The sequence below is a fragment of the Vibrio sp. 10N.247.311.12 genome (genome assembly GCF_041467515.1).
Lineage (GTDB): Bacteria > Pseudomonadota > Gammaproteobacteria > Enterobacterales > Vibrionaceae > Vibrio > Vibrio crassostreae_C.
In genome coordinates, this window is record NZ_JBFSUV010000011.1 from 83,803 (window position 1) to 104,945 (window position 21,143).

The following is a 21,143-nucleotide window of genomic DNA, read 5'->3' on the forward strand; positions in this document are numbered from 1 at the left end:
AATCCTTATTACAATTCCAAGAAGTTCTGAATCAGCTTAGAGCCAGCTTTCGAAGATCGCTCTGGGTGGAACTGAACACCATAATAATTGCCACTTTGAACCGCCGCAGTGAACGGATTACCGTAATCACATTGTGCGATTGTGTAGTCGCCCACTGGCATTGCGAAGCTATGAACAAAGTAGAAGTATTCGCCTTCTTCAATGTCTTTAAATAGCGGGTGATTAGGCGTTGCTGTTACTGTGTTCCACCCCATGTGTGGTAATGGTAAGTCGCCCGTTTCAAGTAAACGAACTTCGCCATCACACAAACCTAGGCATTCAACTAACTCATCAGCCTTTTGACCTTTCTCTTGAGACAGTTTGCCTAACAGCTGCATACCTAGACAGATACCCAGCAGAGGCTTCTCAACTTGCTTGACAAGGGTAACAAGGTCACGCTCTTGCAGGTTCTTCATTGCCTCACTTGCTGTACCTACACCGGGTAGGAATAGCTTGTCGGCAGCAAGAACCACTTCTGGTTCTTTTGAAATTTCAACTGCGTAGCCCAAACGTTCAATCGCAAACTTCACCGATGAAACGTTGGCACAACCAGTATCAATAATAACGACTTTTTGCTCTTTCATACCGAACCCTTACAGAACGCCTTTGCTGCTTGGTAACTCGTTACCTTCAACTTTGATTGCTTGGCGAAGAGTACGGCCAAACGCTTTGAACAGGCTCTCAATGATGTGGTGATCATTATTGCCATCAGAAGAAAGGTGTAGCGTGCAAGCCAATGTGTCAGTTAGAGAACGGAAGAAGTGAACCACCATCTCGGTTGAAAGATCACCCACTTGCTCACGGCTGAATTTAGCATCGAACTTCAGGTATGGACGACCAGAAAGGTCTAACGCACACTGAGCCAAACACTCATCCATTGGTAGGCTGAAACCAAAACGGCCAATACCACGTTTGTCGCCTAGTGCATCTTTCAATGCTTGGCCTAAAGCCAGAGCGGTATCTTCGACTGTGTGGTGATCATCAATGTGCAGGTCGCCCTTCACAGTCAGGTTCATTTGGAAACCACCGTGTGTCGCGATTTGATCAAGCATGTGGTCGAAGAAACCCATGCCGGTATCGATCTTGTTGCCACCGGTTTCATCAAGGTTTACTGCAACCTTGATATCTGTTTCTTTAGTGGTACGAACTACTTCAGCAATACGCGCATTAACCGTCAGATCTTTAACGATTTGTGGCCAGTTAAGCGTGCCTTCAGTTTCCGCATCCGGGCTATATTGAATACCGCGGATTGCCATGTTCTCTGCCAGTTGAAGATCCGTCATTCGGTCGCCAATCACAACAGAGTGTTGGAAATCGACTTTACCGCCTTGTAGGTACTCTTTAACCATACCCAGTTTAGGCTTACGGCAAGAGCAGTTGTCTTCGTCAAAGTGAGGGCAAATAAGCACGTCGTCAAACTTAACGCCTTGAGATTCGAAGAACTCCATCATCATATTGTGTGGTGCATCGAAATCTTCTTGTGGGTAGCTATCGGTACCTAAACCATCTTGGTTAGTGACCATTACTAAGCGGTAACCAGCATCTTGCAAAGCAAGCAGGCTAGGAATTACTCGCGGTTCGAATTTTAGCTTGTCTAAACGATCTACTTGAAAGTCAACTGGCGGCTCTACAATTAAGGTGCCGTCACGGTCTATAAAAAGTATTTTCTGTTGTTTACTCACTTGAACTTCCTTTTAATTTTAAATCTGGTGGCCTAGCTAAAATCAAACGCTAACCCAAAATATTGGTTTCACTTGCCAATCTGCGATTAATCAACTCAAACTGGCAAATGTTATTACTGGTAAGCCTTTCGTTACTGATAAAAGTTACGAATGAATCCAAGTGTCTTTTCGCACTCTTCGCGGTTACCAATACTAATACGAACACAGTCTTCAATAGGTGAATTACGCAAAATAATGCCCGTATCCCAAGCCGCTTTAAATAACTCATCGCCGTTCGGGAATTTCACCAGTAAGTAGTTACCCCAGCCATCAAAAACCGTCACTTGAGGCATACCTAATAGACCCGCCTGCAAATACGCTCGGTTAGCACTTAAATCCAGAACTTGGAACTTAGCTCGCGCGAGTCCTTGCTCTGAAAGTGCTTGAACGGCAATGTCAGCAACAGGGATTGGCACTGGATAAGGAGCAATCACTTTCAACAGTACATCGATAAGCTCTTTGTTCGCTAGCGTAAAGCCACAACGTAAGCCCGCCAAAGCAAAGGCCTTCGACAAGGTGCGCAGAATCGCTAGGTTTGGATATTGCTCAAGCAAATCAACGGTTGACGCTTCTGGACAAAAATCGATATACGCTTCATCCATCACCACAATCGCTTTGTCTTGTGCCATTTCAAGCAACTTGATGATGTCTTTGCGATCAACCAAATTACCGGTTGGGTTATTTGGGCTACAAACAAACACCACTTTTACGTTGTCGAGCTGAGCTTCGATAGCTGGAAGATCCAATTGCCATTCAGAAGTCAGAGGCACAACCTTACGCTCAACACCAATCGTCTCTGCACTGATTGCGTACATACCGTAAGTGGGTGGGCAGTAAAGAATAGCGTCTTCGTTCGGCTCACAGAAAGCACGAATCAGTAATTCAATACCTTCGTCAGCACCACGCGTTGTCAGAGTTTGCTCTGATTTCACGCCTGCGTATTGAGCGTAAGCATCAATCAGCTCTTTTGGCTGACATTCGCTGTAACGGTTAAGACGAGACAAGTTCAGGTTGTACTCGTTATCAAACGGAGATTCGTTGGCGTTTAGCCATACATCACCAGTACCGCCTATGCGTCTTGCAGACAAGTAAGGTGTTAGAGCCTGAACTTGTTTTCTTGCTAACTTTTCCATGCCCTACCCTTATTTCGCTTTATTTAACTTTTCAACTCGGATAGTCACAGCGCGTTTGTGTGCATCCAAACCTTCGGCTTCCGCCATTGTTACTACTGTTGGCGCTAGGCCTTTCAACCCATCGGCTGTTAGCTCCTGCACCGTCATTCGCTTAGAGAAATCAGCCAAACCTAGGCTTGAATACGTCTTGGTATAACCGTAAGTCGGAAGAACGTGGTTTGTGCCGGATGCGTAGTCACCTGCAGATTCTGGAGACCAGTCACCAAGGAAAATTGAGCCTGCATTATCTAGCAATGGCAGCAATTCACGTGGGTTCTTGGTTTGAACGATCAAGTGCTCAGGACCGTAGAAATTCGAAATCGCAATCGCTTGAGTGATCGATTCAGCAATGATGATTAAGCTTGAAGCCAATGCTTGCTGAGCGATGTTCGCACGAGACAGTTCTTTCAGTTGCTTTTGAACCGCTTCTGTTACTTGGTCTGCAACCACTGGAGATGGAGTTACCAATACTACTTGAGAGTCAGGCCCGTGTTCCGCTTGGCTCAACAAATCCGCTGCAATGAAGTCTGCATCAGCCGTTTCATCAGCAATCACTAACACTTCAGATGGGCCAGCTGGCATATCAATAGCTGCTCCGCGGAAGTCATTACTCACTTGGCGCTTTGCTTCCGTAACGTAGGCATTACCTGGGCCGAAGATCTTATCGACTTTAGCCACACTCTCGGTACCGTAAGCCATTGCTGCAACCGCTTGACCACCACCAACGTTGTAAACTTCGTCGATCTTACAAAGCTTAGCGACATACAAGATTTCATCAGCGATTGGCGGAGGTGAACAAAGCACAACCTTACGACAACCTGCGATTTGAGCAGGAACACCTAACATAAGAACCGTTGACGGTAGTGGCGCACTGCCACCGGGAATATAAAGGCCAACAGTATTAATCGCGCGCGTCACTTGCTCACACACAACACCAGGCTGTGTCTCAACCTTAATTGGCTGCGGCTTTTGAGCTTCGTGAAACTTAGCAATGTTGCTATAAGCTTGCTCTAACGCTTGCTTCATCTCTGGTGTTAGACGAGCACACGCCTCTTCAATCTCACCCGAACTGACTCGGATAGATTCTGGAGTTACACCATCAAACTTTGCAGTCAGCTTTTTAAGCGCGGCATCGCCTTCATTTCGTACTTTTGCAATAACATCAGAAACAGTCGCTGTGATGTTTGCACCTTCAGTAATAGCTGGACGCTCTAATACCGAGTCTTGCTGTGATTCACTTAAAGATTGCCAAACAACGGTTCTCATCGTCACTACCCCATCATTTTTTCGATTGGTAATACTAGAATCGAGCTTGCACCCAACTCTTTCAGCTGTTCCATTGTTTCCCAGAACAAGTTCTCTGTACTTACTAGGTGCACGGCAACTTTGTCTTTGTCTGTAGATAGAGGAAGAACCGTTGGATCTTCAGCACCAGGCAGTAGTGCTTTGATTTGCTCTAGTTGAGAGGTTGGCGCGTGAAGCATGATGTACTTCGACTCTTTCGCTTGTTGAACACCCTGCATACGAGTCAGTAGTTTTTCAATCAGTGCGGTCTTGTCTGCGTCGAAGTCGCCAACACGTTGAATCAGTGTTGCTTTCGATTGGAAGATAGCTTCTGCTTCTTTTAGGCCGTTCGCTTCAAGCGTTGCACCTGTAGAAACTAAATCAGCGATAGCGTCTGCAAGGCCAGCGCGAGGCGCGACTTCAACCGAACCTGTTAGCATACAAGTGCTGAACTCAACACCCTGCTCGTCCATGTAGGCTTTAAGTAGTTGTGGGTAGGTTGTCGCAATACGTTTGCCCGCTAAGTCTTGTGGGCCGTTGTATTCTTCGTCTTTATTAATAGCGATTGAAAGGCGGCAACCACCGAAGTCTAAACGACGTAGTGTGCGGAACTCTGAAGGCTCTTTAAGAGCAACACGATCTAGACGAACTTCTTCTAGTTCATTTTCACCGATGAAACCAAGGTCAACTACACCATCCATGATAAGACCTGGGATGTCGTCATCACGAACGAGTAACAAGTCGATTGGCATATTTAGTGAGTGAACCACTAGGCGCTCACCCATGATATTAAATTTAACACCACATTTTTTAAGTAGGTCTTGGCACTCTTTACTTAAGCGACCTTTCTTTTGAATTGCGATTCTTAGGCGTTGTGTCTGCATTGCTGTATCCCTGTGCAAATATTTGAATTTATTGATTATTTAAAAGCGCTAAAACTAAAAAACCCTCGGGGACTTTGTCATCCCGAGGGTTTAAATCTAAATTCTTTTGACTTAACCTCCGGGAGTAATCTTGCTCCCGGGTATACGTAAATCTCCCCGAAAGACTAGATAGGGTGATGATGGTGATGAATGTTCATTACTAATTTACGCATACTTATCAGCTCTTAGGTTGTTTGCTGTCTTGTCTCCACACTAACTAAGCTGACATCCTTTTTCAACCATTTATTCGAACTTTTTTCACGAAACTTAAAATTAAATTAACAGGCACAAAAAAGGGAGGCAAACGCCTCCCTGATAGTTTACTGATTAACTTTCAATTTTAGCTTTTGCACGTCGCCATTTTGCAGCGAGAGAAGTAAGCCAATGCAAAACATACAGCAACAAACGTTAGAGACGCTGCGCCAAATGCGATGCCAATTGAAGATGTCATACCTAGAGTGATGAAACCAATGCACGATACGAACGCTACAGACAACGCGTATGGAAGCTGAGTCGAGACGTGGTCGATGTGGTTACAACGAGCACCAGTAGAAGACAGAATCGTCGTATCTGAGATTGGAGAACAGTGGTCACCAAATACTGCACCCGCTAGAACCGCACTTAGCATTGGAAGAATCAGTGCGATATCCGATGCTGCAGCCATATCACCCGCGATTGGTAGCATGATACCGAACGTACCCCAAGATGTACCTGTAGAGAACGCCATAACGCCCGCTAGAAGGAACAACATAACCGGTAACCAGTGGTAATCAATGCTGCCTGTTACTAGAGACGATAGGTAAGAACCCGTTTTCATGTCGCCGATAACAGAACCGATAGTCCATGCAAACACAAGAATCAGAATCGCGCCAAACATAGAGCTAGCACCGATCCACATTGTTCTTGCGATATCAGTCATAGATAGCTTTTGCTTGAATACTGTCGCTAGTGCTACTAGTAAGCCAATAACACCACCGTAAACAAGAGACTTACCTACATCCGTGTTTTCGAATGCGCCTAGAAGGTTGAATGCTTGGCCATCAGCAGCCAGCGCTTGGCCGCCTGTGTAAAGCATTGCAGCCACTGTCGCTACAATTAGCGATACGATTGGCATAACAAGATCAGAAACTGAACCGTTTTCGCTCTCTTCGATATCTAACTCTTCGTTTAGATCGTGAGCTTGCTTTTGATCGTTGTCACCTTCAAAGCCACGGCCTTGAGATGCTTCGATCTCATGCTCACGCATCTTACCAACGTCTAGACCGAACCATGCTACTGCGAACACCATTAGTAGTGCGAATACAGCGTAGAAGTTCATTGGGATAAGACGAACGTAAGCACCCAGTGCAGAATACTCTGTCACACCGTGTGTCACTAAGATGCCACCAATGATCGTGATGATGTAAGCACCCCAGCTAGAAGCAGGCATGATCACACACATAGGAGCAGCAGTTGAATCTAGGATATAAGCAAGCTTAGCGCGAGATACATAGAAGCGGTCTGTTACAGGACGAGAGATAGCACCAACCGCTAGGCTGTTAAAGTAGTCATCAACAAAGATGAATACACCTAAGAAAGCAGCAAGTAGTTTTGAACCACGTTTGCTCTTAACGCGAGACTGTGCCCACTCCGCGAATGCGCGAGTACCGCCAGACAGTGTTAATAATGCCGTTGTCATTCCAAGAATAATTAGGAATGCAATGATGCTCATGTTCCAAGTGTTGATGCCACCATCTTCGATGAAAACACCAGATGCTTTAGTAAACACGTAGCTAGCTGCATTACCTACTGAGTAATCAGCAAGTAGAATCGCACCCATGATGATACCGACACCCAAAGAAACCAATACACGGCGGGTAACAATAGCAAGGCTCAAAGCCACAAGGGGCGGAAGCAAAGATAAAGGTGATGTTGCAAAATCTATTAAATTCATGATCTTCAAAAACCAGTTTTTTATTTGGCTAGAGATCTACTGCAGACAAACTTGATACGGCTGACCAAGCTCATGTTGAACTAAGCGAAAGGGAAGTGAACACTTCACCCAACCCTACAGTAGCGCTCCATAGTTTAAAATTAAGACTATGGCAGTGTTGTACCTATTGAGCACAACCCCAGCAAATTGCTTAGATATACAATTTACTTCGGCAATTACACCTTTCATTCCCGTTCATTGGCATCACCCCAACGGAAGTTACTTTTTATAATTGCACCTCTACGTGCGATAACATTATTAACCGTGTAAACCAGAGTTTAACAACAAATTAACCAACACCTCGCATCAGGTAGCCGCAATTGTACTCATCAAGAGCAACAATGCAACATATCATTCCGAGAAAAATAGCTTTTTGTTAATGAACTAATCAATAGAAGAATAGTCTACATAAGTTGACTACTCCACCTGTCACATATCATTTTTTTAAGATATTCTTAATAATTATTATAAATTCAATAGAAATACTGCTCTGAATTTTCAACTATTCATCTCACTTTTATATTTAAATATGTAATAGAAGAAATACTATTTGTTTTATTCCTAGGCTCTGTTTATTATTAGGAAGATTATTTAGTTTACCTTGATGGAAAATATCATGTCTGAATTAACAAAAACTCTATTAAATATCCGCAGCCTTCGTGCGTTCTCACGTGAATTAACTCTTGAGCAACTTGAAGAAGCGCTAGACAAGCTGACTATTGTTGTACAAGAGCGTCAAGAGTCTGAAGCTGAAGAGCGTGCTGCTAAAGCAGAGCAAGAAGCTAAGCTTTCTGCTATTGCTGAACAAATTGCAAAAGACGGAATTGATGTTGCCGATCTTATTGCTGCACTTTCTGGTGAAGCAAAATCTAAAACAACAAAAGCTAAACGCGCTCCTCGCCCAGCGAAATACAAATACGTAGACGCAAACGGCGACGAGAAGACTTGGACAGGTCAAGGCCGTACGCCTTCAGCTATCCAAGAACAGCTAGATGCTGGTAAATCTCTAGAAGAGTTTGCTATCTAAACATTTAGTTTACTTAGTGAGTAATCAATTACACGCTAAGCGATAGAATTAATATTTAAGTCGACCAAAGTATTATTTACGACTTCAATATATTCAGAAACAAAAAAGGCTCCTTTCGGAGCCTTTTTTATATTTGTACTATCAGTATTAGAAACCAACTGATACTGATAGTACTACTGATTAAAGAAAGTAACTTATCTTTCCCAGTACGCTTCTTCTAGGCTATCTTCTCTTTCAGGAAGGCCACGAGATAAACGTGGAGAGTGTTGAACCAACACTTCATAGCTAGCACGGTTAGAATATTTACAAACTTGTGAGAACGAAGAGTACGTCAAGAATGAATGTTGGTGTTTACTTGAGTTTGGCACGTTTTCTTTGTGGTACTTATTAGCAGCCATATCATGTAATAAAGCTGATAACGCAGCATCACCTGCACCATTGGTATTTTTGATCTTTTCTGGTCCACCCATGTATGGCGCAATGTGCGAATACACTTTAGTTGGGTTTTCACATAAATCTTTATGCGCAGGACGGCTAAATTCAAAACGGTTGAATTCCGCAATTGAACCTGGAAGTAAAGGCAGTGACGTTTCACGCTTAGCTGCATCTTCTGTATAACCAGCCATAAATAGGCCAACAGGTCCCGCAGTACATAGAACAAGGTCTACCCAGTCTAGCGCTTTATCTGATGCAGCCAGTGGATCGCTTTCACCCGTTAACGCTTCAGCTTCGTCTTCATTCATTGCAACAACCGTTACGTGTTGCTCAAGGAAATCTTTCCAGAATTCTGGATCATCTTGAATAACGAACTTAGTACCTAGTGTAAGAACGACTGGCACATCGTATTTCTTCGCGTATTCGATCGCTTTCATTGTTGCTTCAGGCATCGGGTCGCCTGGCTTACAGCGAACTAAATAAGCCGTTAAAACTAAAGCAGAAGCACTTTTGAAGATTTTTTCAGGAATGCTTTCTGGTTTTAATTGGTTCATTTGTCCTTCGCTAATTGCGAAAGTACGCTCACCGTCTTCTGTAATTAATGCAAAGCAGCGACCAATTGCGCCATCTACCCCTTGTAAATGGTTCAGATCCATTCTGCTTGATGTATTACATAAATAGCGATAACCGTAACTACCAATCTTAATATCTTGGCTCATTACACCTAACAGTGTAGAACGGTCATCCGCTAGCACTGAATAGTTGTGTAATGTGTTACCAATTGTGCCACCAGCGTATTCATTGGTAATCAGGCACTGCTCTTTTAATTCTTGATACAAAGATTCAGCGGCTGCGTCGCCAATAACCAGTGAATGTCCCTTGCTCAAACCATACTTCTCAATAAGTTCAGAACTCACCTTTGCTTCAATATCCACCAATGTTTGGTCAATACCGATAATATGAGTGCGTGACATTCTTTTACTGCTTTGAGCTTGGCTCACTAGAGGATCACGAGCGTGAACCGGAAAGTAGTGCTTTGATTTACGTTGTCCAGGGAATTTCATAGGGCTAGTCTAAGTCAAGGGGAAATAGGTGGCGGATTCTACCGCGCTATATTTAACGCGGCAATCTTTCAAACTATAGCAAACGTTTGCTGAAGGTTTTTTTTATTCGCCTTCCATAAAGCTTAAATCAGGCAGCATGCCCAAATGCTCCGCGTAACGTTTTTGATTAAACTCCGCGCCGTTTTTCATAACGTCAAATACTTCAATTGCCAGTGCACATGCCATAGCCGCAATTGCTTCTTCACGTGGAGTGCCTGTCATCATTAAACGCATCAACGTCTCTTTCACTTTCACTGGTTCGCCATCTTCAAGCTGGTTCTCGATGATCTCAATCAGCTCTTCTTCTTGCATAAATTCATTTTGTTCAGACATTTTTTTATCTCAGGTCTTGGATTTCGAGCGACTATGCCACATATACTTCTGACATCCTAGCGACTCACCTCGCTCTCATGCGATTCTCTAACAAAGTCAGCGCACTATTTGTGCAAATGAAACTGTGATTCCGGTCTCGGATCTGTCACGGCGTTTCTCTTTCTGTTAGAATCTGCGACCAAGTAATAGTAACGGTGTTTAGACATGTCAGATATCAGCTCTGGAAACAGCGAAAAGAAAGTAATTGTCGGTATGTCCGGCGGTGTAGATTCGTCAGTATCGGCGTATCTTCTTCAGCAACAAGGCTATCAGGTAGAAGGCCTTTTCATGAAAAACTGGGAAGAAGACGATAACGAAGAATACTGCACGGCAGCTGAAGATCTTGCTGATGCTCAAGCGGTATGTGACAAACTAGGTATCCACCTTCACACTATCAACTTTGCTGCAGAATACTGGGACAACGTATTCGAATACTTCCTTGAAGAGTACAAAGCAGGTCGTACACCTAACCCAGATATTCTTTGTAACAAAGAAATCAAATTTAAAGCATTCTTAGAGTTTGCGGATGAAGTGCTAGACGCAGACTACATTGCGATGGGTCACTACGTTCGTCGTACTTTCCCAACTCAAGAAGAGCTTGATGCTGGCGTAAAACCAGAAATGCTACGCGGTCTAGACAGCAACAAAGACCAAAGTTATTTCCTATACACGCTAAGCTCAGATCAAGTGGCACGCAGCCTATTCCCTGTCGGTGAATTAGAGAAGCCAGAAGTGCGACGTATTGCTGAAGAGCAAGACTTGATCACAGCTAAGAAGAAAGATTCAACAGGCATCTGCTTTATCGGTGAGCGCAAGTTCACTGAGTTCCTAGGCAAATACCTACCAGCACAACCGGGTAACATCGAAACACCTGAAGGCCAAGTGATTGGTCAACACCAAGGTTTGATGTACCACACGCTAGGTCAGCGTAAAGGCCTTCATATTGGCGGCACTAAAGGTGGTGGCGGTAACGAAGAACCATGGTTTGTTGGTGAAAAAGACCTTAAGCGTAATGTACTTATCGCAGTACAAGGTAAAGACCACCCTCTTCTGAAATCAGAAGGCTTGATCGCATCTCAACTTCATTGGGTAAATCGCACACCAATTACTGAAGTTATGACATGCACGGTAAAAACACGTTACCGTCAAACAGATATTCCTTGTACAATCATCCCAATTGATGATGAGAACATTAAGGTTATTTTTGATGAGCCACAAATCGCAGTGACCCCAGGTCAATCTGCAGTGTTCTACCAAGGCGAAGTATGTCTTGGTGGTGGTATCATCGAAAAGCGCATCTAATCAATCAAACGACAAACAATAGAAGACAACTAGGAGTTACTACGTGGCTAATACACTTTATGACCGTACTATTGCTTTCGCCGGAATTTGCCAAGCTGTGGCTTTGGTTCAACAAGTAGCGAAAGACGGCCATTGTGATAAAGATGCCTTTGAAGCTTCACTCAGTGCCATTTTAAATACCAACCCATCGAATACCGTGGGCGTATTTGGACGTGAAGCGAACCTAAAGCTTGGCCTTGAGTGCTTAGTAAAAGGTATCGATAGTACTCCAGCAGGTAGCGATATCACGCGTTACATCATCAGCTTGATGGCGCTTGAGCGTAAGCTGTCTTCTCGCAACGACTCTATGTCTCAGCTTGGTGACCGCATTCAAACTGCAGAGCGCCAAACTGAACACTTTGATCTGTTTGACGAGCAAATGATCAGCAACCTTGCAAGTATCTACCTTGATGTCGTCAGCCCTATCGGCCCTCGCATTCAGGTTTCTGGTACTCCGTCTGTACTTCAGCAGACATCGAGCCAACATAAGGTTCGCGCACTGCTTCTATCAGGGATTCGAAGCGCTGTGTTATGGCGTCAAGTTGGCGGTAAACGTCGCCACCTTATCTTCGGTCGTAAGAAGATGATCGAGCAGGCTCAAATCCTACTAGCTCGAATGTAGTTTATTAGCTCGCGCCTCGTCGCGAGCTTGTTTTTTGTATCAACACAACTCTCACGCAAACGATTGCGCAATGTGCGTGACAATTGAGATTGTTACTGGTATAAACCTCTCAAAATTTAGAAAACTCAATTCAGGAGAACACCATGGAACTGTCAGCATTGACTGCTGTTTCACCAGTAGACGGCCGTTACGGAAGTAAGACTATTGCATTACGCAGCATCTTTAGTGAGTTTGGACTACTAAAGTACCGCTCTATCGTTGAAATTCGTTGGTTACAAAAGCTTGCAGCAACTGATGCAATCAAAGAAGTACCAGCGTTCAGTGCAGAAGCTAACCAGTTTCTTGATGAACTAGCCGCTAACTTCAGCGAAGAAGATGCTCTACGTATCAAAGAGATCGAGCGCACGACTAACCACGACGTTAAAGCGGTTGAGTACTTCTTGAAAGAGAAAGTTGCGGGCGTTCCTGAGCTTCACGCAGTTAACGAATTCATTCACTTTGCATGTACTTCTGAAGACATCAACAACACCTCTCACGCGCTTATGCTTAAAGAAGCTCGTGACACAGTGATTCTTCCAGAAATTCGTAACGTAATCGATGCTATCAAAGCACTTGCGAACGAGTACCGTGATATTCCTCTTCTTTCTCGTACACACGGTCAGCCAGCTTCTCCTTCGACTATGGGTAAAGAGATGGCGAACGTTGCGTACCGTATGGAACGTCAATTCAAGCAAATCGAAAGCGTTGAGATCCTAGCGAAAATCAACGGCGCTGTAGGTAACTACAACGCTCACCTTTCTGCATACCCTGAAGTTGAATGGCACCAATTCAGCGAAGAGTTCATCACTGAATCTCTTGGCGTAACTTGGAACCCGTACACAACTCAAATCGAACCTCACGATTACATCGCTGAGCTATTCGACGCTGTTGCTCGTTTCAATACAATTCTTCTAGACTTCGACCGTGACGTTTGGGGCTACATCGCTCTTGGTCACTTCAAGCAGAAGACTATTGCTGGCGAAATCGGTTCTTCGACAATGCCGCATAAAGTAAACCCAATTGACTTCGAAAACTCTGAAGGCAACCTTGGCCTAGCTAACGCAGTATTCAGCCACCTTGCACAAAAACTTCCAGTTTCTCGCTGGCAGCGTGACCTTACTGACTCTACGGTTCTTCGTAACCTAGGTGTGGGTGTTGGCTACGCAATCATTGCATACACTTCGACTCTGAAAGGTATTAGCAAGCTTGAAGTTAACCGCGCTGCGCTACTTGCTGAACTAGACAAGAACTGGGAAGTATTGGCTGAACCAGTACAAACAGTAATGCGTCGTTACGGCATCGAAAAACCATACGAGAAGCTAAAAGAGCTAACTCGTGGTAAACGTGTAGATGGCGAAGGCATGCGTGCATTCATCGATGGTCTTGAGATCCCTGAAGACGAGAAAGTTCGCCTGAAAGAGATGACTCCAGCGAACTACATCGGCCAAGCAATCGAGCTAACTGACAAACTGTAAGGTTCGAATTTCGAATCACAGAATAGACTAAGGCTTCCCATGTGGAAGCCTTTTTGTTGAGCGGAACAAAGTGTATTGAGCACAAGAGACGTCAGCAAAATAATACAAAGCAACCCAGTATCATTACCCTACTCATCTCAATCCGTGCGATATCAACCAATCAATATCGTAATGCTTCATCACCAGTAACCCTCTATCGCCAGACACCTATTCCTCGAATACTTACTGTCTTAGATGCCAAGATCAAAAAAGACCTCCCGAAGGAAGCCTTTCAAATGTATCTTGTCGATTAGCGACTGAAGAATACGTAGCGATTACATGTTACGTAGAGAAGCAATACGCTTGTCTAGCGGCGGGTGGCTCATTAGAAGCTCTGTTAGAGACTTCTTACCGTTGATACCAAATGCCATCATAGAACCTTCTAGTTGTGGCTCATGGCTCACCTTTAGGCGCTCTAGCGCTGCAATCATCTTCTCTTTACCTACCAAGTGCGCAGCACCTGCATCGGCATGGAATTCACGATGACGGCTGTACCACATCGTAATGAAGCTTGCTAAGAAACCAAATACCAATTCCAACACCATAGACACACCGAAGTACACCATCATGTTGCTGCCACCCTCTTCTTCGTTGTCATTCGACGCAACAATGTTGGCGATGAAACGAGATAGGAAGATAACGAACGTGTTCACTACACCTTGCATTAACGTCATGGTCACCATATCACCGTTCGCGATGTGGCTCACTTCATGCGCTAATACTGCTTCAGCTTCATCACGCGTCATGTTGTGCAGCAGGCCTGTTGATACTGCTACCAATGAATCGTCACGCTTAGCACCTGTCGCGAATGCGTTGATGTCTGGCGAATCGTAGATCGCCACTGTTGGCATACCAATACCAACTTGTTGAGATTGACGGCTTACCGTCTCCATCAACCAATGTTCTGTTTCGTTACGTGGGCTTTCAATGACCATGCCGCCTACCGAGCGTAGCGCCATTTTCTTCGACATCATTAATGAAATGAATGAGCCGCCAAAACCAAATACCGCAGCCATCACCAATAAACCTGAGAGGCTACCGGGTTGCATACCTGTAACTGCGTATACAACATTAAGAACAACACTTAGTACCAATACAACCGCTAGGTTAGTTGCAAGGAACAACATTACTCGCTTCATTACTTATCTCCGCATGAAAGCTGTTTTTATAAAACTTATTGTTATAGACAAGGCAGACAGCAATAGATTCCAACCTTGAAGACTTATACTTACTTATACATATAGTCTTAGATTAAGAAAACAAGGTTAAGCATTAAATTGCAACATTTGATTACGAGACCGTATCCGAATTAAATCCACTCTATTAGACCTAAGTCGTATGGTGTCGATATAACAATCCGTTTACAGTGACTTTAGATGATTTATTGGCTAGTCCATGTACAAAAAGGAAAGGATCATGGTTGAAGGTACTAACACTCAAATGGCTATCGATTTACTGTGCTGTCACCTAGGGATTACTGAAGAAGAAGCGAAAAAGCAGGTTGGAATCCTAACACCGCAAACGGCACAGACAAAAATCACAGAAACTCAGCAAGCTTTAATGGGACTGACTAAAGAACATTAGTTCTAAGCTTGTTTATTAAAAGACCGGTTGTTTATCAACTCAAGGTCTAAAGGCTTAAAATAGCAAAAGGGCTGCAATCGCAGCCCTTTTCTTATTTAGTACATAACGTGGTAATTAAAGCGCAAGCAAAGGCTGCACATCAATGTACTTACCAATGTTTTTAGACTTCGCTTTTGGGACGTAAGGGATTTCACCTAACTTAGGTGCACCTAACTTATCTTCAAGCATCGCAATAATATCTGCGTAGTGCTCAGTACCTGGATTGATACGGTTTGCGACCCAACCTACTAGGTTTAGGCCATCAGCACGAATCGCTTCTGCCGTTAATAGAGCGTGGCTCAAACAACCAAGTTTAATACCCACAGTCAGTACCACTGGCAGTTGCTCTTTTTTAACCCAGCTAGAAAGATATTCATCGTCTGAAACCGGGACTCGCCAACCACCAGCACCTTCAACTAACACGATGTCAGAGTTTTTCTTATGCTCTTCTAGCTTCGCTGATAATACCGCCTCATCAATTACAACACCATCATGCTTAGCAGCGATGTGAGGCGATGATGGTAGCAACAACGCGTATGGATTGACGTCTTCGTAAGCAATATCTTGCGTCGCCGCTTCTTGAAGATGCAGTGCATCACTATTACGTAGTCCTTCAGGGGATTTTTCACTCCCTGCAGCAACTGGCTTGTAACCAATTGTTGATAAATCTTGTGCGGCCAAAGCTTGAAGAATCGCTTTTGAAACCACAGTTTTTCCCACTTCGGTATCCGTACCTGCAATGAATAATGCATCAATCATAATTGAATAACCCCTAAACAAACTTGATATGTTGCTGGTAAGAAACCTTGATGGTTCTTAAACTCTCGATATTCCCGATCAACAAGCTGCAACATGCGACGACTTGTTAAACCTTGTGAGCGACCACTTACGTGATTAGCGCCGATACCTTTAAGGTCGCGCATCAGTTCAAACGCAGTGTCGTACCAAACGGTGATGGTGGGCAAGTCTAGTTGATGAACGGTACAGCTAGATTGCGCTAACGCAATTTTTACCTTATTGATTGTAATAAAATGGTTAACGTGTTGATGTGCGTCAATTTTGGACCACGACTTTTTCAGTTCAAACAGCGACCCATCAAGCAAAGTTGAGAAAATAACACGCCCACCAGCCGCTGTAACACGCTTCATCTCTCTCAAAGGCGACGACAAATCGTCACACCATTGCAACGCAAGGCTAGAGAAAACGATGTCAAAGCACCCATCTTCAAACGGCAATTGTTCGGCATCGGCTTGTTGATATAAAGATACAGATGCACCACACCGCTTCTCTGCTGTTGCTAGCATTCCAACAGAAAGATCAGCGCAAACCACTTCGGCTCCTCGTTTTACAAGTTGCTCGGAGAAATAGCCAGTACCACAACCTAGATCCAGCACCTTAAAGCCTGACAGATCGCTGGGTAATTTATCCAGTAATCGGTGGCCAACATCGCGTTGAAATTCAGCGTGTTTGTCATAGGTTGTTGCCGCTTTACCAAAGGCTTCGGCAATCGCACTCTTATCTTGGCCAACGTAATTATGCACTACTGCTTCTTGTGACATTTACTGAGCCTCTTTATTTGATTCAAAGCTTGGATGGATACCCGGTTCAGTGCTTAAGTCGATGTTTCGTTCAATGGCTTGATGCAACGACCTGGTTAACTGGAGAATCTGTTTTGGGCTATGGTTAGCTGTTAACGTGATTCGTAATCGAGCAGTTCCAGCAGGTATGGCTGGCGGCCTTATTGCGGTCACCCAAACTTGGTTTTGCTTTAACTCTTCAGCTATTGATAATGCCGCTTGTGCTTCACCTATCACAAATGGCTTAATCGGAGTCTGAGTATCCACAAAGCCTTTCAAGCCGCTCACCTGCTCTGCATAGAGAGACCCTAACTCAGTCAGCTTTTCTCGGCGCCACTCTTGAGTTTGAGTCATCTTACAGGCATGAGATAAAGCCACCGCTTGTGAAGGTGGCATCGCCGTCGAGTACACATGATGACGAGCAAACTGAGTTAAGTAATCACCCACTTCTGACGAACAAAGAATCGCAGCACCAGAAACGCCAAATGCTTTGCCAAAGGTCACCACCAAAATATCGGGGGAGATTTGTGCTGCACTGCAACTCCCAGCTCCTTTATCACCTAATACGCCGATACCGTGGGCATCATCAACCGCCAACCAACTGTCGTATTGATGAGTCAGGTTAGATATCTGGCTGAGAGGCGCTTGATCGCCGTCCATGCTGAATACGCCCTCAGTGACGACCAAGGATTGTAGAGATCGGCTTAATAGAGACTCTAGATGCTGCGTGTCGTTGTGTTTAAAGCGTTTCATTGCTGCAGGACAAAGCATCCCCGCTTCCATCAAAGAGGCGTGGTTAAGTTTGTCTTGCAGCAATGAGTCGTCTTTTTCGAGCAGAGAAAACAACAAGGCTTGGTTAGCACTGAAACCAGAACTAAAGAGAATGGCACGTTCGAAACCCAACCATTCACACAGCTGAGCCTCTAAATTTCGATGAGCGGAACTAAACCCTGTGACCAATGGTGATGCAGCACTTCCAGCACCATATTGGGAGAGCCCTGTTTGCCATGCATTCACCAATTCAGGGTCGTTCGCCAAGCCTAAGTAATCATTGCTCGAAAAATTAATAAAGCGAGAACCTTCGCAATTAAGCAAAGGACCATTACTGTTTTCGAGCACTTTAAGTTGACGAGTTAGCCCCTGCTCACGGCGTTGAACAAGGGCATCTTTGATACGGGATTTAAACAGTGGCATCGTAGAACATGTCATCTTTCGTTGGACGAGCCGCAACGCGCTCCACCACTTGATCTAACAGTTCGTTTTCTTGAATTTCGTCTGGCTTTTGAGCCACTTGTTGGCTGTTGATACCCAGCTTCTTAAACAACTGCATATCCGTGTCTTCATCTGGATTCGGTGTCGTCAGTAGCTTACAACCGTAGAAAATTGAGTTCGCGCCTGCCATGAAGCACATCGCCTGCATCTGTTCGTTCATATTCTCACGACCTGCAGATAGACGAACCGCAGACATTGGCATCATGATACGAGCAATCGCAATCAACTTGATGAAGTCAAAAGATTCGACATCATCGACGTTTTCCATCGGTGTGCCTTTCACTTTTACTAGCATGTTGATTGGTACACTTTCAGGGTGCACTGGAAGGTTCGCCAGCTCTACAAGAAGACCTGCTCGGTCATTGGTGCTTTCGCCCATACCAATAATGCCACCAGAACAGATCTTCATACCGGCATCACGTACGTGAGATAGCGTATCTAAACGATCTTGGTAAGTACGAGTGGTGATGATGCTGCCGTAAAACTCGGGAGACGTATCAAGGTTATGGTTGTAGTAGTCCAAACCTGCGTCGGCTAGCTCGCCTGCTTGATCCGGCGTTAACATGCCCAATGTCATACAGGTTTCTAGACCCATGCCTTTCACACCTTTGATCATATCAGTTAGGTGAGGCATATCGCGCTCTTTCGGGTTTTTCCATGCCGCGCCCATACAGAAGCGAGTTGAGCCCGCATTCTTGGCTTTTTGCGCCGCATCCAAAACACGCTCAACTTCCATTAAGCGTTCTTTGTCGACATCCGTTCGGTAGTGAGCACTTTGAGGGCAATACTTACAATCTTCAGGACAAGCACCTGTCTTTATCGATAAAAGCGTACTCACTTGCACGTGGTTGTGCTCTTGGTACTGTCTATGAACGACTTGAGCTTCAAACATTAAATCCATAAACGGTTTTTCAAGCAGCGCTGTTACTTCAGCAACTGTCCAGTCATGACGAACTTCCACGTGTCGATCCTTTTTTTATTTTTTTGATGTTACAACTCTGTGTCTAGAGTTTGCATTTATGCTTGGCTAGTCTACCGACAAGCTTTAGACTGTCAACACATTGATAATATAAAAAGTTTACATCTGGTTATTTTTTAATCACACCAAGAATGGAAGTTACTATGGATCTCGCCTTTGATCGCCAGCATATCTGGCATCCCTACACATCAACGTTAACACCTCTGACCTGCTACCCAGTCACCAACGCAGACGGTGTTTACCTAGAATTAGAAGGCGGAAAACGAATTATTGATGGTATGTCATCTTGGTGGTCAACCATCCACGGCTACAATCATCCAGAGCTAAACGCTGCAGCTCATAGTCAAATCGATAAGGTTTCACACGTTATGTTTGGTGGCATCACCCACCAGCCCGCTATCGATCTATGTAAGAAGCTTTTGAATCTCGCGCCAAGTAATCTTGAGCATGTATTTTTGGCCGATTCAGGTTCAGTTGCCGTAGAGGTTAGCCTCAAGATGGCATTGCAATATTGGCACGCTAAAGGACAACCTCGTTCAAAGTTCCTCACACTAAGAGATGGCTACCACGGTGATACCTTTGCGGCGATGTCAGTGACCGACCCTGACAATTCGATGCACAGCCTCTACAAAGGCTTTTTGCCGGAACATATTTTCGCTGATTCGCCAAAAACAGGCTTTTGGGATGAGTGGAACTCAAGTGACATCGATAGTTTTAAAGAAAAGCTAGCAGCACACCATCAAGAAGTCGCAGCGGTGATCTTAGAGCCAATCGTTCAAGGGGCTGGTGGCATGCGCATCTACCACCCTGAGTTCCTAAAACAAGTTCGCTTACTGTGTGATGAATTCAACGTATTGCTGATCTTGGATGAGATTGCGACCGGGTTTGGCCGTACAGGGAAACTATTCGCTTGTGAGCATGCCGATGTTCAACCGGACATCTTATGCGTAGGCAAAGCTTTAACTGGTGGCTATATGACATTGTCAGCGACGCTTGCGAGTAAGGAAGTTGCTGACACGGTATGTGGCGGTGAAGCAGGCTGCTTTATGCATGGGCCAACCTTTATGGGCAACCCATTGGCTTGCGCAGTCGGTGCGGCAAGTTTATCCATCATCGAGCAAGGCCATTGGAAAAATCAGACTCAACAGATTGAACAGCTCTTTTCTGAGTTGTTACCACCGTTGCGAGAACATGAACTGGTTAAAGACGTGCGTTGGTTAGGCGCTATTGGCGTCGTTGAAACTCACACACCCGTCGATATGGAAGCCATTCAAGCTCACTTTGTAGAGCAAGGCGTTTGGATCCGTCCGTTTGGTAAGCTAATTTATATGATGCCTCCGTTTATTATCAAACCACAACATATTGAGCAATTGGTCGCTGCTATCGACACTGCATTACAAAATACTCATTGCTTTAAATAAGGCGTTTATTGCTCTAAACAAGAGCGACGATTATTTCTATATATCTTCATTAATAAATCATTTAATTAAACTAAAAGGCCTTACATAAAAGTAAGGCCTTAACTGCTTGAAGGTAACCGTCAGTTTAACGTAATTGGCTATCTTTACTTGCTCGACGGTTAAACAATGAATGTCGATGTGCGTCATGCTCTAATATTGACTGACATTCTATACACAAACGAACGCCTTTGATCGCGCGTCGTCTTTGTTCCGGAATCTCATCACCACACTCATCACAATAACGCAAACCCTCACCACCTCGAAGGTTTCCTCTTACACGAGAGATCTCATCATCAATGGTATTTTGTATTTGCTGGCTGACACTATCGTCACCAGCCCATCCTACGGCCATAAGCCCTCCTCAGTATTTGAACGAGAAAATCTATACCTACCGCGGTAAGAGCATATTATAGCCACATTTAAGGATTGTAATAATTATCAAAATCAATAAAACACTATTACACATAGGTAACAAAAATTATTTATTTCTCGCCACTGCACTATTCTATAGGCAATAAAAAAGGTTCATCGCGGCTTTCCGGGGAAAGCCGCTTTTATCTTCAAGAAGAAGTAGTCGGTATCTCGATACCCATACCCCATTCGCTTGATTAGCTTTATCTTGTTGTTTATCCCTTCTAGGGTGCAGGTGTTTAGCGGATAACTTGCCG

21 protein-coding genes, 1 riboswitch and 1 other annotated feature are annotated in these 21,143 nt (G+C 44.4%); of the genes, 6 read left to right on the forward strand and 15 right to left on the reverse strand.

Annotated features, from left to right (window positions below; all coding sequences use genetic code 11):
- Positions 1-8 precede the first annotated feature (8 nt).
- The 6 genes from hisH to AB6E30_RS07190 form a co-directional block, all read right to left on the reverse strand.
- Complete coding sequence (hisH, locus tag AB6E30_RS07165) at positions 9-623, reverse strand: imidazole glycerol phosphate synthase subunit HisH (protein ID WP_017060268.1); 615 nt, start codon at positions 621-623, stop codon at positions 9-11.
- A gap of 9 nt (positions 624-632) precedes the next feature.
- Positions 633-1,721: a bifunctional histidinol-phosphatase/imidazoleglycerol-phosphate dehydratase HisB gene (gene hisB, locus AB6E30_RS07170; RefSeq protein WP_017067390.1), complete on the reverse strand. Its 1,089-nt coding sequence runs from the start codon at positions 1,719-1,721 to the stop codon at positions 633-635.
- 131 nt (positions 1,722-1,852) lie between these two features.
- Positions 1,853-2,893 carry a histidinol-phosphate transaminase gene (gene hisC / locus AB6E30_RS07175; RefSeq protein WP_017068074.1) on the reverse strand — a complete coding sequence of 347 codons (1,041 nt, stop codon included), beginning with the start codon at positions 2,891-2,893 and terminating at the stop codon, positions 1,853-1,855.
- Positions 2,894-2,902: 9 nt separating this feature from the next.
- The gene (hisD, locus tag AB6E30_RS07180) at positions 2,903-4,204 is read right to left on the reverse strand and encodes a histidinol dehydrogenase (RefSeq protein ID WP_017065318.1); all 1,302 of its coding nucleotides are present in this window, start codon (positions 4,202-4,204) and stop codon (positions 2,903-2,905) included.
- Entirely contained in the window at positions 4,204-5,100 is an 897-nt protein-coding gene (gene hisG / locus AB6E30_RS07185) for an ATP phosphoribosyltransferase (RefSeq protein WP_017060264.1), read from the reverse strand. Before hisG ends, hisD begins: the two co-directional genes overlap by 1 nt.
- A 53-nt stretch (positions 5,101-5,153) precedes the next feature.
- Positions 5,154-5,289 (reverse strand) — a sequence feature (His leader region).
- A 190-nt stretch (positions 5,290-5,479) separates the two neighbouring features.
- Positions 5,480-7,072, reverse strand: a complete 1,593-nt coding sequence (locus AB6E30_RS07190) for a Na+/H+ antiporter NhaC family protein (RefSeq protein ID WP_017060263.1) — start codon at positions 7,070-7,072, stop codon at positions 5,480-5,482.
- A 112-nt stretch (positions 7,073-7,184) separates the two neighbouring features.
- Positions 7,185-7,362: riboswitch (Lysine riboswitch) on the reverse strand.
- 365 nt (positions 7,363-7,727) lie between these two features.
- Here AB6E30_RS07190 and AB6E30_RS07195 point away from each other — a divergent pair.
- A complete protein-coding gene (locus AB6E30_RS07195) occupies positions 7,728-8,138 on the forward strand; it encodes an H-NS family nucleoid-associated regulatory protein (RefSeq protein WP_017060262.1) in 411 nt (136 codons plus the stop codon).
- Between the two features lie 194 nt (positions 8,139-8,332).
- Here AB6E30_RS07195 and AB6E30_RS07200 read toward each other — a convergent pair whose 3' ends face one another.
- Positions 8,333-9,637 carry an inosine/guanosine kinase gene (locus AB6E30_RS07200; protein WP_017060261.1) on the reverse strand — a complete coding sequence of 435 codons (1,305 nt, stop codon included), beginning with the start codon at positions 9,635-9,637 and terminating at the stop codon, positions 8,333-8,335.
- Between the two features lie 102 nt (positions 9,638-9,739).
- Positions 9,740-10,009, reverse strand: coding sequence for a hypothetical protein (locus tag AB6E30_RS07205; protein WP_010439986.1), 270 nt, complete (start codon positions 10,007-10,009; stop codon positions 9,740-9,742).
- Positions 10,010-10,213: 204 nt separating this feature from the next.
- Here AB6E30_RS07205 and mnmA point away from each other — a divergent pair, with 204 nt between their 5' ends.
- From mnmA to purB, 3 genes are all read left to right on the forward strand, one after another.
- Positions 10,214-11,350: a tRNA 2-thiouridine(34) synthase MnmA gene (mnmA, locus tag AB6E30_RS07210; RefSeq protein ID WP_017060260.1), complete on the forward strand. Its 1,137-nt coding sequence runs from the start codon at positions 10,214-10,216 to the stop codon at positions 11,348-11,350.
- A 43-nt stretch (positions 11,351-11,393) separates the two neighbouring features.
- Positions 11,394-12,011 carry a high frequency lysogenization protein HflD gene (hflD, locus tag AB6E30_RS07215; RefSeq protein ID WP_017060259.1) on the forward strand — a complete coding sequence of 206 codons (618 nt, stop codon included), beginning with the start codon at positions 11,394-11,396 and terminating at the stop codon, positions 12,009-12,011.
- Between the two features lie 143 nt (positions 12,012-12,154).
- Positions 12,155-13,525, forward strand: coding sequence for an adenylosuccinate lyase (gene purB / locus AB6E30_RS07220; protein ID WP_372103086.1), 1,371 nt, complete (start codon positions 12,155-12,157; stop codon positions 13,523-13,525).
- 314 nt (positions 13,526-13,839) lie between these two features.
- Here the strand turns inward: purB and htpX are convergent, their stop codons facing one another.
- Positions 13,840-14,703, reverse strand: coding sequence for a protease HtpX (gene htpX, locus AB6E30_RS07225; RefSeq protein ID WP_372090168.1), 864 nt, complete (start codon positions 14,701-14,703; stop codon positions 13,840-13,842).
- A 277-nt stretch (positions 14,704-14,980) separates the two neighbouring features.
- Here htpX and AB6E30_RS07230 point away from each other — a divergent pair, with 277 nt between their 5' ends.
- Entirely contained in the window at positions 14,981-15,148 is a 168-nt protein-coding gene (locus AB6E30_RS07230; RefSeq protein ID WP_017060256.1) for a hypothetical protein, read from the forward strand.
- 114 nt (positions 15,149-15,262) lie between these two features.
- Here AB6E30_RS07230 and bioD read toward each other — a convergent pair whose 3' ends face one another.
- From bioD to bioB, 4 genes are read right to left on the reverse strand one after another with little or no spacing between them, the layout of a single operon-like run.
- Entirely contained in the window at positions 15,263-15,946 is a 684-nt protein-coding gene (bioD, locus tag AB6E30_RS07235) for a dethiobiotin synthase (protein WP_017060255.1), read from the reverse strand.
- A complete protein-coding gene (bioC, locus tag AB6E30_RS07240; RefSeq protein WP_017060254.1) occupies positions 15,943-16,746 on the reverse strand; it encodes a malonyl-ACP O-methyltransferase BioC in 804 nt (267 codons plus the stop codon). The genes bioD and bioC overlap by 4 nt, the downstream gene beginning before the upstream one ends.
- A complete protein-coding gene (gene bioF, locus AB6E30_RS07245; RefSeq protein WP_372073140.1) occupies positions 16,747-17,958 on the reverse strand; it encodes an 8-amino-7-oxononanoate synthase in 1,212 nt (403 codons plus the stop codon).
- Positions 17,945-18,997, reverse strand: coding sequence for a biotin synthase BioB (bioB, locus tag AB6E30_RS07250; RefSeq protein WP_016792500.1), 1,053 nt, complete (start codon positions 18,995-18,997; stop codon positions 17,945-17,947). Before bioB ends, bioF begins: the two co-directional genes overlap by 14 nt.
- Before the next feature lie 161 nt (positions 18,998-19,158).
- Between bioB and bioA the strand changes: the two genes are divergently transcribed.
- The gene (bioA, locus tag AB6E30_RS07255; protein WP_372103089.1) at positions 19,159-20,436 is read left to right on the forward strand and encodes an adenosylmethionine--8-amino-7-oxononanoate transaminase; all 1,278 of its coding nucleotides are present in this window, start codon (positions 19,159-19,161) and stop codon (positions 20,434-20,436) included.
- 124 nt (positions 20,437-20,560) lie between these two features.
- Here the strand turns inward: bioA and AB6E30_RS07260 are convergent, their stop codons facing one another.
- Both AB6E30_RS07260 and AB6E30_RS07265 read right to left on the reverse strand, forming a co-directional pair.
- Positions 20,561-20,827, reverse strand: a complete 267-nt coding sequence (locus AB6E30_RS07260) for a DksA/TraR family C4-type zinc finger protein (RefSeq protein ID WP_017060251.1) — start codon at positions 20,825-20,827, stop codon at positions 20,561-20,563.
- A 173-nt stretch (positions 20,828-21,000) separates the two neighbouring features.
- Positions 21,001-21,143 (reverse strand): transposase (locus AB6E30_RS07265; RefSeq protein WP_229648106.1); only part of this gene is annotated, 143 nt, incomplete at its 5' end.